Origin of the sequence: Clostridium tanneri (genome assembly GCF_033659955.1) — a bacterium.
GTDB lineage: Bacteria > Bacillota > Clostridia > Clostridiales > Clostridiaceae > Clostridium_AM > Clostridium_AM tanneri.
In genome coordinates, this window is record NZ_JARUJP010000004.1 from 139,128 (window position 1) to 154,574 (window position 15,447).

The following is a 15,447-nucleotide window of genomic DNA, read 5'->3' on the forward strand; positions in this document are numbered from 1 at the left end:
TCCTTGCCTTTTGTAATAAAATAATTGACAGTGGATAGTTAACCTAGTTTCCTTATCCACTGTCAATTTCATAAATTTGCTGCTTCTGTTATAGTACTATTTCAAAGGATACTACCTAAAAATTAAAAAATATTCTGTAATTCTTCTAAGGTTTCACTAATTTCTTTTGCACTTGAAACTAAGTCCAAGGCTACTGTTTCTGTTCTATTTAGCTCTTCATTATGTAAATTTACAATTTTTGAAATCTCACTAGTGTGTTTTACGATATTTTGTACCTCTGATGCCTGTACATTTGTGGCAGCAGCTACTTCATTAGCCTGTTCAGCTATATCCTTCACAGTATTTTTAATCTTATCAGCACCTGTTGCCTGTTCTTTTATAATTTCATTAATTTGTCTCATTTGCTCTCTTGCATTTACCGTTCCCTTGATAACTTCTTCTACACCTATTGCCTGTTCCTTGGCTGCCTTTGCTACCTGTGTTATTTGAGCTGCCAAATTCTCTGTTGCTACAGTTATATTTTGTCCCTGAGCAGCCTGTTCTTTTACTGCTGCTGTAATTTGTCTTACCTGTTCTCTTGCATTTTCTACACCCTTTATAACTTGCTCTACTGCTAAGGCTTGCTCTTTTCCTGCTGTAGCCACTTGTATTGTTTGTTCTGATACATTTTCTACTGCTGCAACTATATTTTGTCCCTGTTTAGCCTGCTCCTTTACAGCTACTGTAATTTGTCTTACCTGTTCCCTTGCATTTACTACCCCTCTTATAACTTCTTCTGCTACCTCTGCCTGTTCCTTTGTTGCCGAAGTTACTTGTGCTGCTTGCTCTGTTACACTTTCTACTGCAGCAACAATATTTTGACTCTGCTGTGCCTGCTCTTTTACAGCTGAAGTGATCTGTCTCACTTGTTCTCTTGCATTAGCTACTCCATTTATAACTTCTTCTACAGTTATTGCTTGCTCCTTTGCAGCGGCAGCCACTTGTATTGTTTGTTCTGATACATTTTCTATAGCTATGACTATATTTTCCCCCTGCTTAGCCTGCTCTTTTACAGCCACTGTAATCTGTCTTACCTGCTCTCTTGCATTTACTATTCCTTTAATAATTTCTTCTACCCCTGCTGCTTGTTCCTTAGTTGCTTGAGTTACCATAATAGACTGATTTGTGACATTTTTCACTGCTTCTAAAACACTTTTGCTATCACTAGTTTGGGCCTCTGTAGCCGTTGTAACTTCTACTATCTCACTATTTACTCTTTCAATACCAGCTACTATTTTATCTATAGCTTTCCCAGCTTCGTCTCCTAAACGGGTGCCGTATTCCACCTTTTCCGTCCCTACTCCTATAGCTTTAATAGCATTTGCAGCTTCTTCTTGAATTCCTTTAATTAAGGAGGCTATTTCCTTAGTAGCTGCTGCTGAACGCTCAGCAAGCTTTCTAACTTCATCTGCAACTACAGCAAAACCCTTTCCATGATCTCCAGCTCTTGCTGCCTCAATAGCTGCATTTAAAGCAAGAAGATTTGTTTGGTCAGCAATATCATCAATTACCTCAATAATGCTGCCTATCTTCTCTGAACTTTTACCTAGTCCATCCATTACTTTTTCAGCTTGATGTATTACCTGAGAAATTTCCTTTATAGCAACTACTGACTCCCCTATAGCATTTTGTCCTTCTCTTGCATCTTCCTGAACTTTATCGCTAAGTTTATTTATATTTTGAGCATTCTTAGCCACCTGTTCTATAGATGCTACCATTACCTCTACTGTATTATGAGCTTCCACAGCAGATTGCTGAAGCATTTCTGAGTTATCAGCTACTCCTTTTATAGATTGGCCCATCTCTTCTATAGATGCTGATATTTGTTCTACTGAACTTGCAGTACTTTCACTGTTACCTGCTACCTGTTCTATAGAGGCTACAATTTCCTGTACCGCTGCGGAGGTTTCTTCTACTGAACCTTTTAAACTGTCCGAATTACCTGCTACTCCCTTAATAGACTTTCCCATCTGCTCTATAGATGCTGATATTTCCTCTACTGAGCTTGCAGTACTTTCACTATTGCCTGCTACTTGCTCTATAGAAGCTGCCATTTCCTGTACTGCTGCAGCAGTCTCTTCTGCTGATCCTTTAAGGCTCTCTGCATTACCTGCTACTCCCTTAATAGACTTTCCCATTTGCTCAATAGACACAGATATCTCTTCTACTGATTTCGCAGTGCTTTCACTGTTACCTGCTACCTGTTCTATAGATGCTACAGTCTCTTGCACTGCTGCGGAAGTTTCCTCTACTGATCCCTTTAAACTCTCTGCATTACCTGCTACTCCTTTTATGGACTTTCCTATCTGCTCTATAGATGCAGATATTTCCTCTACTGATCCTGTAGTACTTTCGCTGTTTCCTGCTACCTGCTCTATAGAAGCAGCCAATTCCTGTATTGCACTAGTAGTTTCTTTTGCTGATTCTTTTAAACTATCTGCATTACCTGCTACACCTTTTATTGACTTTCCCATCTGCTCAATAGACACAGATATTTCTTCTATAGAACCAGCTGTACTTCTACTGTTTTCTGATGCACTTTTCATTCCTACTGTCATTTCTTCAATATATTCCGTTGAGTTTGTAGCTAACTCCTTAAGACGTTCAGAATTCTTTACCACACCAGTAATGGATTGAGAAAGTTCCTTTGTCATTGTGCTAGTAGACTCTGTTGATGCAGCCTGCTCTTTTGTCCCTTTGTTAATTTGCTTTACAACAGAGGATAAATCCTTCAACTGTTCCTGCAATGTTGTTGTATTATTAGCTGCCTTGTTTAGTTTTTTGTTAACTCCATAGCCTTCCATGTACTTAATAGCCATTTTCTTTGTAAATGAGTTCATAATTTTCCTCCTGATCTACTATTTATTAGTTAATTATAAGTTTCTTCTACTAGCTACCATTTTGGCAATTCCCACTACATCCAGGATACAGGCAACACTGCCATCTCCTAATATAGTTGCTCCCGAAAAACCATCGACCTTTCCTATGTAGCCTCCAAAAGACTTTACAACAATTTCTTGATTCCCTATTAGCTCGTCTACAACTATTCCAATTTGTTTTTCTGCTACTCCAATAATTACCACAAAAACATTTTTTCTCTCTGTAGTTCTCGAAATGTTAAAATAATCATGTAGCCAAACCAGTGGAATAATCTTACCTCTTACCATAACAATTGGTTGTCCCTTAACATTTTCTATTTCACTTTTTTCTTTTCTTACAATTTCTATTACATTACTCATTGGAAGTGCATAGATTACATCTCTAAGTTTTATTAAAAGTCCCCTTAATATAGCTAATGTTAAAGGTAACTTAATTTTAAACTTCGTGCCCTGTCCTTCTTCTGTTTCTGTTTCTATGATGCCATTTAACTTATCAATATGATTTCTTACTATATCCATACCAACTCCACGACCGGATACATCACTTACGGTTTTTGATGTAGAGAAACCACTTTTAAATATTAAGTTTATGATATCCTCTCTAGACATAGTTTCTGCTTCTTGTGGAGCTATTAGTTTTTTTTCTATAGCAGACTCTTTTATCTTCTCTAAGTTTATTCCTGCTCCATCATCTTCAACGGTTATAATTACATGATTCTCCTGGTGACATGCTGTAACTTTTAATGTGCCCTTTTCTGCCTTTCCTGCACTTTTACGAAGTTCTGATTTCTCAATTCCATGGTCTACAGAATTACGAATTAGATGAATAAGTGGATCACTTATTTCTTCTATGATAGTCTTGTCCATTTCTGTATCTTCACCTTCTAGAATCAAATTGACCTCTTTTTCTAGTGCAGCTGACAGATCCCTAACTATTCTAGGAAGTCTATTGAACAACTGCTTAACAGGGACCATCCTAGTTTTCATAACTCCCTCTTGCAGCTCACTAACTACTCTGGTTATATGATTAGAAATTCCTAAAAGTTCTTCCACAGAGTTGTCTTGGGAATAACGATTATATAAATCACTTCCAACCTTGGCCATTCTAGTCTGTTCAATTACTAATTCCCCTATTAAATTCATTATCTTTTCCAACCGTTCTACATCTACCCGTAGAGTTTGTAGTACTTTTTTATCACTATTAGGCTTGTCTTTATCTGTAGCAGCACTTTTTTCTTCTATAGTCTCTTCGTCTTTACAATTTTCTATCTGATTACACTGTACTTCGTTAAAGTTATGTATTTCAACTTTATCTACATCCATCAACTGTTCTTCTGCATTCTTTTGAAGTTCTATTTTGTCATAATTACTAATAAGTAAATAACTTACCTTACCTACAGAAGATTCATCAGATAAATTCATTAAATCCGGTATAGTCTTTACTACAGTTCCAAGTTCATTAAAATGGTTCATGATAAGACAGGCTCTAGTTAACTTCATAAAACTTTCTTCTGAAATATGAATTTCACAAAGTAAAGTATTAAGTCCCATTTCCCTTGCTTGAACAACTTGCATTTTCACATCTTCATCCCGGAAAAGTTCCTTTGATAGACTTTCTAAATCAACTTCTCCACTGGGCACATTTTGTTCTAGTATTAGGTTCAGTTCCGAAATTATTTCATTAATTTCTGTAGTTATATTTGTTTTATCTACTACAAATTCATCTATTAATAACTTTAAATGGTCTAAACACTTAAATAAAATATCAATAACAGTTTTATTTAAAAAAAGTATTCCATTCCGGATTTTATCCAATACGTTCTCCATTTCATGGGTCAGTATCTTCATTTTCTCAAATCCCATAGAAGAAGATGATCCCTTCAAGGTATGAGCTACTCGAAATATTTTTTGTATAAGCTCAGGACTTTCGCCACTTTGCTCCAATTCTAAAATACCTTGTTCTAATAACTGCAGCTGTTCTTCCACTTCATCCACAAAGGCTCTAATTATTTCAGAACGTTCAAATACTCCAGACATAGTTTTCAGCTCCTTTATTCATGGTAGAGAATCTTATCAATCTTCAAGATACCAGCAATTCCTTCTTCTATAATCCCAATTCCAAGAAAATAACTGCTGTCTAATTCACCTAACATATCAGGTGCTTGTTGAATTTCTTTAAAACGAAGAACTTGACTTACTTCATCTACTATCATTCCTATTATTTCATCTCTACTTTCAACCACAATAATTCTTGTGGACTTAGTGGCAGAATAATTTTTTATTCCAAATCTCTTATGTATATTCACTACTGGAACAACCTTCCCACGGAGGTTAATAATCCCCTCTAGAAAAGCTCTGCTGTTAGGTACAGCGGTAATCTTTTGCATCTTAATTATTTCAAAAATATCATTAATTTTTAAAGCACACTTATCATCAGCTAACTTAAAGATAACGTATTGACTATCTAGTAAATCATCCATAAAAATTCAACCTCTGTTCATAATAATATTAGAGCTTATTAAGGGTTTGTACTACGTAATCTTCTTTATAAGGCTTTACAATGAATCCTTTCGCTCCTGCCATAACTGCTTCTCTAACAAAGGTTTCTTGTCCCATGGCAGAAATCATAACAACCTTCGCATTAGGATCTATCTTTCTAATTTCCCTTAAGGCATTTACTCCATCCATTTCAGGCATAGTTATATCCATTGTAACTACATCAGGGCAAAGTGATTTAAATTTTGTCACTCCATCTAAACCGTTTACTGCTTCACCTACAACTTCAAAGCCATTACTCTCTAAGATTGTCTTAAGGGATACCCTCATAAAGGCCGCGTCATCTACTATTAAAACCTTTTTCATTACCATCATCTCCCTAATCATTTATTTATATTATATAGATACTCTTTTTTTGTTTCATTCTTTAGTATCCAAAATATTACACTAGTTTAAAAACCATTTCCAAAGTTGAACTAACCTTTTCCTGTAAAGAGAATTTGCATTCATTCATTCTCCATTTCATTACCGTTTCTCTAAATAAACCTAAAATTACAGCCGAAAGCATTTCACCATCTAATTCAATAGAAAACTCTCCGGATTTTTTTCCTTCTTCTACAAGCTCAGCAATAAAATTACTTCTTGAATTAGAAATGGATTTAATTTTTTCGAATGCATCGTTATTTTGTCTGAAAAACTCGTATGAGTTATATATAGCTGTTATGGCAGGATAATTTTCATAGTACTGGGCAAAGGATTGTATAAAAAATCTTATGGCCTCTTTTGACTTTAATTCTTTTATTTTTATAGTTTCTATAATCACATCATCATAATGGCTATAGTATTCTATAACAGCTAAGATAATTTCATCTTTGCTTTTAAAATGCTTATATAAAGCGCCTTCCGTTACACCTTGGTTTTTCGCAAGCTCCTTGGTAGACAGACCCTGCAAACCTAATCTATCAATTATTTCTACAGCACCTAAAATTATTCTTTCTCTTCTTGATATAAACAGATTCTTCATTTCTCCTCCTAGGTAAGTAAGTACTTACTTTCCACTATTAATTCCATTATATAAAAATTAGCATAATTTTGTCAATATGTAGGTTTTTTTAAGCTAAATTGTAGAATTTAGTATAATATTAACTTTTTGCCTTTTAATAGAGTCAAAGTAAAGAGAAAAAAATACTGTCTAGTTCTAGAAATTACCTTCTATCCCTTAGACAGCTACTAAAATATTTTCTATCTTAAATCACTTAAAGTATTTTTATAGATCTGTATTATCTCCCTTACCAATTCATCATTATTAAAGTTTCTTTCACACCAGCTTTTTCCCCAGTCTCCTATTTTTTTACGTGCTTCTGGGTTTAATATTAGGTGTTTTATATCTCTGGCTATTCTAGCAGCATTAGGTTTCTCTAAAGCATCATGATCTCCAAAATACATCTTCCATTGAATATCTCTGGTTCTTTCAGTTATAGGTCCCGCGTAACCTTGATTTCCTACAGCAATTATTGGTTTGCTGCATAACATTCCTTCCAAGGCGACTCTTCCAGTACCTATTATTATCTCACTTTCTTTATAATAAGGTATTACATCTACCTTAGCACCTACTACATGAACGACCTTTTCATTTACCATTTCATTGATAACCTGTGCTTCCTTTTCTATACCCTCCTTTCCTGGACCATCTCCTACTATAACTGCGTGTAGATTATGGAACTGTCCTAGAAGTTGAGAATAGCTAAATAAAAATACACGGGCTGCGTCGGTCTTGTTCCAATCTAATCTACTACAGTAACACAGAATTCCTGCATTTCTTGGAATGCTAAGTTCTCTTCTTATGTCTGCAGACCTAGAAGAATCTTTAAGCATATCTGTACTGACTCCATTTTGAATTACAACAACTTTGCCCTTAATCTTATCTTCAAGTTTTGCCTCCAGCATTTCTTTTACTGGTTCGCTTACTGCAATGACCTTAGATGCCATTATACAGCTAGAGTATAAAACACTATTAGGATAAAATAGCCCATGAACGGTAACGACATAAGGTATCTTATACATTCTATAAAGTTCACTGGCAAGCTGCATACTTGCAAAGAGATGACAGTGAACTAAGTTTATTTTCTCTTCGTCAATAATGTTCTTTACCAGCTTTAGCATACCAAACTTTTTCTTATTAGATATATAATCTGTATCCATAGGAATTTTAATTACTTTTATCCCATAGGAATGTAGTATTGCTTCTGTAGGTCCACCGGAAGTCCCTACTACCACATAAACTCCCCTTTGAATTAACTTTCTTGTAAGATTAACCACATGTGTTTCTGTTCCACCAACATTTAATGCATCTATAAGCATCAATACTCGTATATTACTTTTCTCATTTACTTGTATTTTGTTCTCAATAACCTTTAACTCCTTATAAAAATCGTTATATTGAAGATGATTTTTAACAGAAGGGTCTTTAAGAAGTTTAGATACTTGCTTATTATATTCCTTTTCGTTTTGCATATGGTATGCATCCTTATGTCTTCTATAAGAATATAGAATAGCCTCTACTTTTCTTACTTTGCCCATTTTAATAAGCTCTAGTAACAGCTCTACATGGTCGTCAAGCTCCAGAGTCTTATTTTCAAAATTCACTTTATCCATAAGTTCTTTACGAATCATTAAGGTAGGAAATAGAATAGGGATGAAGCCTCCAATAATGGCCTTTTGAATATCTTCATAAGTAACATAATGATTTTGAATTCTTTCCACAAAAGTACAGTCCTTTGCCAAGGATTGGTCTCTTGTAAAGCAAGAAATAAGACAGGATACCATACCATCCTGTGGATTTTCCAACAAGTATTTTAACTGTAATTCTAAGCGGTTAGGTGCACTTATGTCATCACCGTCATGCCTTATGACAAAATCTCCCTTCGCAAGCTTGTATCCCTCTAAAAAGGCATAAGTAAGTCCTTGATGCTGCTTTAGGTTTACTAAACGAATTCTAACGTCCTTTATTCCAGATATTTTTTCTTCTGTTTTATCCTCCGAACCATCATTTACAATTATCAATTCCCAGTTCCTATAGGTCTGCTCTAGTATACTTCTAATACTCTCTTCCATAAAAGCTTCACAGTTATATACCGGCATAATAATGCTAATTAGTGGTCTCATAAAATCAACCCCTTTGCTCAAAGTACAAAACATCTCTTAAATTTTGTACTTTATACCCATTGTTTAGTAGTCTGTAGATGAATTCGAAATCTGCTGCACCCTGCATTAAATTACTAAAACCAGCAGTTCTATGGATATGCTCATATCTTACCATTAGGGTATTAATATTAATACAACTTAATCCTTCTGAAATATAAGAGTACTCAAGTTTATCATCATATCTTATTCTTGAGCCCCCTGGTTCACAATTTGTGCCGATAGCTCCATACATAAAATTATTCTTTAAAAAGTCTACTTGTTTTTCTATTCTTTTAGGATGACTTATACCTTTATCATTATGAAAGGCAATGTATTCTCCCCTAGATAAATAAGCTCCCATATTGTAAGTCCAAGGCACCCCAACTTCCTTAGGAGGTTTAAAATATAATAATTCCTTAACAGCTTTTTTACCGGAAGAATTTCTATACTTTTTATACCAGTTATTTATTATTTTTTCAGAGTCATCAGTAGAGTTATCATCTACCACAATGATTTCAATGTTAGGATAAGTTTGCTCAGCTATACTATTTAGTGCCTTTAAAATAGTACTCTGACTATTTTTGATAGGTAATACTACTGTGACGAGATTTTCAGTAACTTTCCTTTTTTGTAATACCTTTATATCTTTTTTATGCCTTAAATCACTACTCATAGAACCGGTATGTTTTCTTACATAGTGTAGTTCTTCCTTTATATTTTCAACAACAAAATCATGATTTACAATGTTATTCACAAAAAACATATCATTACCAACAGGAATAGCTTTGAAACATCCAATAATTTCTTCTAGCATAGCAGCTCTAAACATCAAGGTACCATAAGCAACACAGTGCCTGAAATGTTTTTTATAGTTTCTTTCAATACTTTCTGGTTTAAAACTTAACCAACCACTTCCTGCCTTACTTTTGGAAATACTATCTGTAAAAGTCCTAAAGCCTGTGCCTACCATAGCTGTATTAGGATGTTCTTCTAACAATTTAACCTGCTTTTCTATTTTTTCTGGATAGCTGACATCATCTGCATCATGGATTACAATATATTCACCTAGCGAAATTTGAAATCCAATATTGTAAGCCCAGCCGGCACCACAATTTCTTGGTAGTTTTAAATAGATAAAGTTTGAAAGTTTAGTTCCATATTTTCCATACCAAGACTTTACAAGTTCTTCTGTGTTATCCTCTGAATCATCGTCCATTACAATTAGCTCTATATTAGGATAGGTTTGGCTTTTAATGCCATCGAGAGCATCTACAATAAATTTGCCATAGTTATAGGTAGCAATGACGATAGTCACAAGTCCTGGCTTTCTATCGTACAATTTTGTCATCATAAGTCCCCCCTTTTTTCCAGTGTTTCTATTTATAATATATGTAAATTACTACATCCTGTGAGCAATTATAAAGCAATTTATTACCAGCCCTTGTTATAAACATAAGCTATCTCTTGATAAATCATCAATATTATCAAAGAGTCATTACCTCTCACTATATCACTATTCATCCTGGAACCTTATCTTGTTGAACCACATATACTATATTACTAACTAATAAGCGAGGGATGAGAATGTGGTTAAGCAATAAAAACATTTTAATAACTGGTGGCACTGGTACAATTGGAAAGGCACTGCTGAATAGATTACTAAACTATGATGTAAAGCATATTTATATATTCAGCAGAGATGAACAAAAACAAGAAGCAGAACTTTATAATTTAAAATATAATCCTAAGGTTAGCTTCATAATTGGAGATATAAGAAACTACCATAGCATAAATACTGCTTTAAGAGGTATAGATATAGTTTTTCATACTGCAGCTATGAAGATTGTATCCATATGTGAAAATAACCCTAAGGAAGCCTTTATTACAAATATTATCGGCACTGACAACATTATAAGGAGTTCAACATTAAATGGAGTGGAAAAGGTTGTATTTACTAGTAGTGATAAAGCAGCCAATCCTACTACCGTAATGGGTGTTGGGAAGCTCTATAGCGAAAGACTTATGACCCATGGAAACTTTATAAATGAAAACAACACAATTTTTTCCACTGTACGTTTTGGAAATGTTCTAGGTTCAAGAGGTTGTGTTCTAGACTTATTTAAAGAACAAATAAAAAACCAAGATTATGTAACGGTTACTGACCCGGGGATGACACGGTTTATATGCACCATTGATGATGCCGTTGATTTGATGTTAAAAGGTGCCGAAAAAGCTGTTGGTGGAGAAATATTTATAAAAAAGATGCCAAGTATCCGCATAGAAGACTTAGCTGAAGCTTTAATCAATTATTTAGCACCAGCTTTCTTTAAAGACCCCAAAAGTATAAAAGTACAGTTTATTGGAAAACAACCTTCTGAAAAATTATTTGAGGAACTAATCACAACTCATGAGGCAGAAAGATCCTTAGAGTTTGATGATTATTATTGCATACTTCCTACTATTTTAAAAGGTAGCAAGAATATATATCCTATAAAAAACTGCAAAGCAGTATCTGGCGAAATATCATCCCATACTAATAGACTTCTTACAAAGGAGGAAATTATAAATTTTCTTCTAGCTAATAAATTACTATGATGGTCAATAACAGAATTTTTACAGTATAGAGGAGGAAGTGAGATATGAATATATTAGTAACTGGTGGTACAGGCTTTATTGGAAGATGGGTAGTAAAAAGACTTATAGAGGATAATCATAATGTCTGGATACTAGATAATCTTTCAAATAGTTCAATGGATAATATAAAAGAGTTTCAGGTTAACTATCCTAAAATCTTTTTTATAAAGGGCAGTATAACAAATCTCCCCCTTTTAGAAACTCTTTTTACAAATAAATTTGATATTTGCTATCACTTAGCAGCTTCAATCAATGTTCAAGATAGTATTGACAATCCTAAAACTACTTTTGAAAATGATGTGATAGGAACCTTCAATCTTCTGGAGCAGTGTAGGCATAGTAATACAAAATTTGTTTATATGAGCACCTGCATGGTTTATAGTAGAGCTTTAGATGAAGAAGGAATTTCGGAAAATCATAGTACCTGTCCTACATCCCCTTATGCTGCTGCTAAATTGGCAGGTGAACAACTAGCTTTATCTTTTTATTATGCTTACGGTCTTCCTGTGACTATTCTTCGCCCCTTCAACACCTATGGTCCTTACCAAAAGCAGAATAGCGAAGGTGGAGTTATTTCTATTTTTATAAATAAAAAACTTATGAACAAGCCACTAAAAGTCTACGGTAGCGGAAAACAAACTAGAGACTTTTTATATGTTACCGATTGTGCAAACTTTGTAGTTGCTGCAGGATACAGTAGCCGCACAGAGGGAAAAGTGTTGAATGCAGGCAGTGGTAGCGATATATCTATTACCGACTTAGCTAAAATGATTGCCGGTGAAGATGGAAGTATTAAATATATACCTCATATTCACCCTCAAAGTGAGATAAAAAAATTACTATGCAATTCAAAACTAGCTGAAAAAACACTTTGCTGGAAACCAGAGGTTTCTCTGGCTGAAGGTATAACTAAAACAGAAGAATTTTTAAAAAACAAACTATTATTGGAGGGGATATAGATGAAATCTTCCTTTCGTATTGTACTAATGGGTGATTGCAGTAAGCATACTATAGCCTTTAACTCCGAAATGCTTCACAACCTCCTCTCTAATATTAAAAAGTTATCTCCTCAACCAGATTTTATATTTTTTTTAGGAGACATGGTTTATGGTGGTTCCAATGTCAGTGAACAATTAGATAAGTGGAAACAATTTGTAAATAATTATTATCCAATTAATATGTTTTATACTCTTTTAGGAAACCATGAAAACAATGAAACTGCCTTTAGTAACGCTTTTTCCCATCTCCCAAATGAGCAATTAGAAAAATATCAAAGAACTGTATACTATTTTGATCATTTAAATACCCGTTTTATTTTTCTAAACTCCAACCGCTGGGGTAAGGGAGGAGGTTATGCTCTTGATCCAAAACAATTAACTTGGTTAGAAAACACTTTAGAAAGCAGCACTAGAAAATATAATTTTGTTATGTTTCACCTACCAGCTTTCCCTACAGGACATCATTATAGCGAAAGCCTAGATAGTAGTAAATGCGAACGAGATGCGCTCTGGTCAATTATTGATCGGTACAATGTAACAGCAGTTTTTGTAGGCCATGAGCACAACTACTGCAGACGTATTATTGATAAGTCTTTTAATACCAAAGGACTTATTATAAAAAACCCTATTTATCATATTACCACTGGTGGAGCAGGTTCTTCACTAAATGGACATATAAAAGATATAAAAAATGTTGTAGTTGGTCCATTAGCGATTTATCACTATGTTGTTTTAGACATCACGAGCCAAGGAGTTACTCTACATGCCTACGATAATAATACTACTCTTATAGATAGCTGTAGCCTTACATCCTTTAGCAATAAGATTAAAGATAACAATGTTTCTGATATTTTAATTCCTCTTAGTTCAACTTGGAGATACTTAGACAACGGCTCCAACCAAGGAACCCAGTGGAAGGAACTGAATTTTGATGACTCTAAATGGTCTTCTGGTTTGGCAGAATTTGGATATGGTGATGGTGGTGAAGCTACTGTTGTAAGTTACGGACCTAATGTTTACAAAAAATATATTACAACCTATTTTAGAAAGCATTTTACTATAGATGTGCCATCTCAGTATAGTGATTTAACTCTTCGAATTCAGCGAGATGATGGAGCAGTTGTATATTTGAATGGAACAGAAATATATAGAACTAATATGCCTTCTGGTAAAATTCATTATAATACTTTAGCAGTAAAAGCTTTGAGTGGCGCAGATGAAACTTCTTACCAAAAGGTTACAATAAGCACAAGTCTTCTTAGAAAGGGTGATAATGTAATAGCAGTTGAAATCCATCAAGCCAGTGCATCTAGTTCTGATATAAGCTTTAATTTTCAGCTTTTAGGTCACAAGGAAAATATAAAAATGGAGAATTGATTTTTTTTCAATTCTCCTTTGGTTTTTACTATGGAATAATTTTTCGAACTAATTCGAAGGCTTCTGCATAGTTACAGCCTATAACTGTACCCCACCTTCTTGCAGCAGTTTCCAACCCTTCTATGGAGCGGGGATGAGGGAATTGCCTCAATTCAGATTTATAGCATTTTATTGCTTGAAGCTTATCTTTTAAGGTAGTTTCTATATTTACAAAATAGTTAGGAACAAATTTATCTTTGTCTATAAAGCTCCACTCTGTGGCAGAAAAGGTTTCAAAGCAATATAATTCTTTCACTGGGCAGTTAACCATAGGCCTTGATGCCGTTTGAACTGCTTGAAAAGTTCTCTGGTGATCAATATTTAAATCCCCATAATGATGAGTAAATATAATAGATGGCTTTAAGAGAACTATATATTTTTCTATAGCTTTTACTATTTCTAAAAGGGTGTCTTTATCAAAGCTATTATCAACAAACTGACAGAAAAATAGTTCCTTATACCCAATAATTTTAGCTGCAGCTTGGCTTTGCTTAAGCCTATTTTTAATCTCTTCTAATACTACTTCCGTTAAGTTACCATGCCTAGAAGTAGTGCCATCAGATAAAATCAATGAATAGGCTTCATTGCCTTCATCTATAAGACGCTTAATAGTTCCACCACAGCCTAAAATCTCATCATCAGGATGAGCTGCAATGACTAATATCTTTTCCATATAAAGTCCTCCTAATATAAGATATAAGTCTAAGTAATATTAATATCTATAACATTAAGCTATGCAAAGTTAATTTATTAAGTTACATATAACAATAATATATCGCATATTTATATATAGGACTATTCATCATAAAGGAAGGATTTATCATGAAACAATATAAGGCTTTAGTTACTTCTATTGGAGGTGATTTAGGTCAGGCAGTTTGTAAAGCTCTCTGTCGTTCTAACTACAATATAAAGATCTTTGGAACTGACTGTAGAAACTACGAGCCTCATCCTCTATTTTGTAACCTTTTTCAAACCATACCTAAAGCAAAGGATTCAACCTATCCCGAATTTATAAATAGATTTATTACTGAAAATTCAATAGACTTGGTTTATATTTGCAGCGAGCAGGAGCTCTTATATATTTCTGATCATTTCTTGGAGATTGATGAGGAGATTCGCCCTCGTATTGTTATGCCTTCACCTGGGATAATTAATATATGCAGAGATAAATTAAAAACAGTTCAGTTTTTGAAAAATAACCATTTTCCTTATCCTCATTCAATCCTATATAACAGTTCAGTATCTGTTGATATGTTGCTGAAAGATTTCAATTATCCCTTTATAGTAAAGAAGCTTTCTAGTAGTGGCTCAAAGGATTTTTATATGGTTAGAGATATTTTAGACTTTAAATCTATAAAAAATCTAGACAGCAGTTATATGCTTCAAGAGTATATTACTGGACTTGAATATACCAACGGAGTTTATAGAGATCCTTTTAACAATGAAACATACGTAATTACCCTTGAAAGGACTTTGAAGGATGGGGTAAGCAGTGAAGTTAAAGTTGTTTTCGACAAAGATATAGAAGAATTGTGTAAATCAGTAGCAAGAATTCTAAATTTATCCGGTTCTATTAATATTCAGTTGCGAAAACAAAAGGATAGTGCTCCTGTAATCTTCGAAATTAATCCGAGATATTCTAGTACTGCTTTTATAAGGTCAAACTTTGGTTTCAATGATGTAATATATGCCTTTGAAAATGTTATCCTTAAAAAGGCTATTGATAAACCTAATATAAAATCTGGTAAGGCATTCCGTTATTTAGAGGAATACTATAAATTTGATTAAGAGGTGTAAAG

At 34.0% G+C, this 15,447-nt stretch carries 12 protein-coding genes; 4 read left to right on the forward strand and 8 right to left on the reverse strand.

Features of this window, described 5'->3' with window-relative positions; genetic code table 11:
• Window positions 1-122: 122 nt before the first annotated feature.
• The 7 genes from P8V03_RS19185 to P8V03_RS05150 form a co-directional block, all read right to left on the reverse strand.
• Window positions 123-2,879, reverse strand: coding sequence for a methyl-accepting chemotaxis protein (locus P8V03_RS19185; protein ID WP_428978964.1), 2,757 nt, complete (start codon window positions 2,877-2,879; stop codon window positions 123-125).
• A gap of 33 nt (window positions 2,880-2,912) precedes the next feature.
• Window positions 2,913-4,955 carry a chemotaxis protein CheW gene (locus P8V03_RS19190; RefSeq protein ID WP_428978965.1) on the reverse strand — a complete coding sequence of 681 codons (2,043 nt, stop codon included), beginning with the start codon at window positions 4,953-4,955 and terminating at the stop codon, window positions 2,913-2,915.
• Between the two features lie 14 nt (window positions 4,956-4,969).
• Window positions 4,970-5,398 carry a chemotaxis protein CheW gene (locus P8V03_RS05130; RefSeq protein ID WP_318797026.1) on the reverse strand — a complete coding sequence of 143 codons (429 nt, stop codon included), beginning with the start codon at window positions 5,396-5,398 and terminating at the stop codon, window positions 4,970-4,972.
• A gap of 28 nt (window positions 5,399-5,426) precedes the next feature.
• Window positions 5,427-5,780: a response regulator gene (locus P8V03_RS05135; RefSeq protein ID WP_318797027.1), complete on the reverse strand. Its 354-nt coding sequence runs from the start codon at window positions 5,778-5,780 to the stop codon at window positions 5,427-5,429.
• Window positions 5,781-5,856: 76 nt separating this feature from the next.
• Window positions 5,857-6,438, reverse strand: coding sequence for a TetR/AcrR family transcriptional regulator (locus tag P8V03_RS05140; RefSeq protein WP_261672133.1), 582 nt, complete (start codon window positions 6,436-6,438; stop codon window positions 5,857-5,859).
• A gap of 218 nt (window positions 6,439-6,656) precedes the next feature.
• Window positions 6,657-8,579 (reverse strand): glycosyltransferase, encoded by a 1,923-nt coding sequence (locus P8V03_RS05145; RefSeq protein WP_318797028.1) that lies wholly within the window; start codon window positions 8,577-8,579, stop codon window positions 6,657-6,659.
• Window positions 8,580-8,583: 4 nt separating this feature from the next.
• Entirely contained in the window at window positions 8,584-9,945 is a 1,362-nt protein-coding gene (locus tag P8V03_RS05150) for a glycosyltransferase family 2 protein (protein WP_318797029.1), read from the reverse strand.
• Between the two features lie 236 nt (window positions 9,946-10,181).
• Between P8V03_RS05150 and P8V03_RS05155 the strand changes: the two genes are divergently transcribed.
• From P8V03_RS05155 to P8V03_RS05165, 3 genes are read left to right on the forward strand one after another with little or no spacing between them, the layout of a single operon-like run.
• Entirely contained in the window at window positions 10,182-11,192 is a 1,011-nt protein-coding gene (locus P8V03_RS05155) for an SDR family NAD(P)-dependent oxidoreductase (protein ID WP_318797030.1), read from the forward strand.
• A 44-nt stretch (window positions 11,193-11,236) separates the two neighbouring features.
• Window positions 11,237-12,190 (forward strand): dTDP-glucose 4,6-dehydratase, encoded by a 954-nt coding sequence (locus tag P8V03_RS05160; protein ID WP_318797031.1) that lies wholly within the window; start codon window positions 11,237-11,239, stop codon window positions 12,188-12,190.
• Window positions 12,191-13,606 carry a metallophosphoesterase family protein gene (locus tag P8V03_RS05165; RefSeq protein WP_318797032.1) on the forward strand — a complete coding sequence of 472 codons (1,416 nt, stop codon included), beginning with the start codon at window positions 12,191-12,193 and terminating at the stop codon, window positions 13,604-13,606.
• 28 nt (window positions 13,607-13,634) lie between these two features.
• Here P8V03_RS05165 and P8V03_RS05170 read toward each other — a convergent pair whose 3' ends face one another.
• Window positions 13,635-14,318, reverse strand: coding sequence for a PIG-L deacetylase family protein (locus P8V03_RS05170; RefSeq protein ID WP_318797033.1), 684 nt, complete (start codon window positions 14,316-14,318; stop codon window positions 13,635-13,637).
• Between the two features lie 149 nt (window positions 14,319-14,467).
• Here P8V03_RS05170 and P8V03_RS05175 point away from each other — a divergent pair, with 149 nt between their 5' ends.
• Complete coding sequence (locus P8V03_RS05175) at window positions 14,468-15,436, forward strand: ATP-grasp domain-containing protein (protein WP_318797034.1); 969 nt, start codon at window positions 14,468-14,470, stop codon at window positions 15,434-15,436.
• The last annotated feature ends 11 nt before the right edge of the window (window positions 15,437-15,447 follow it).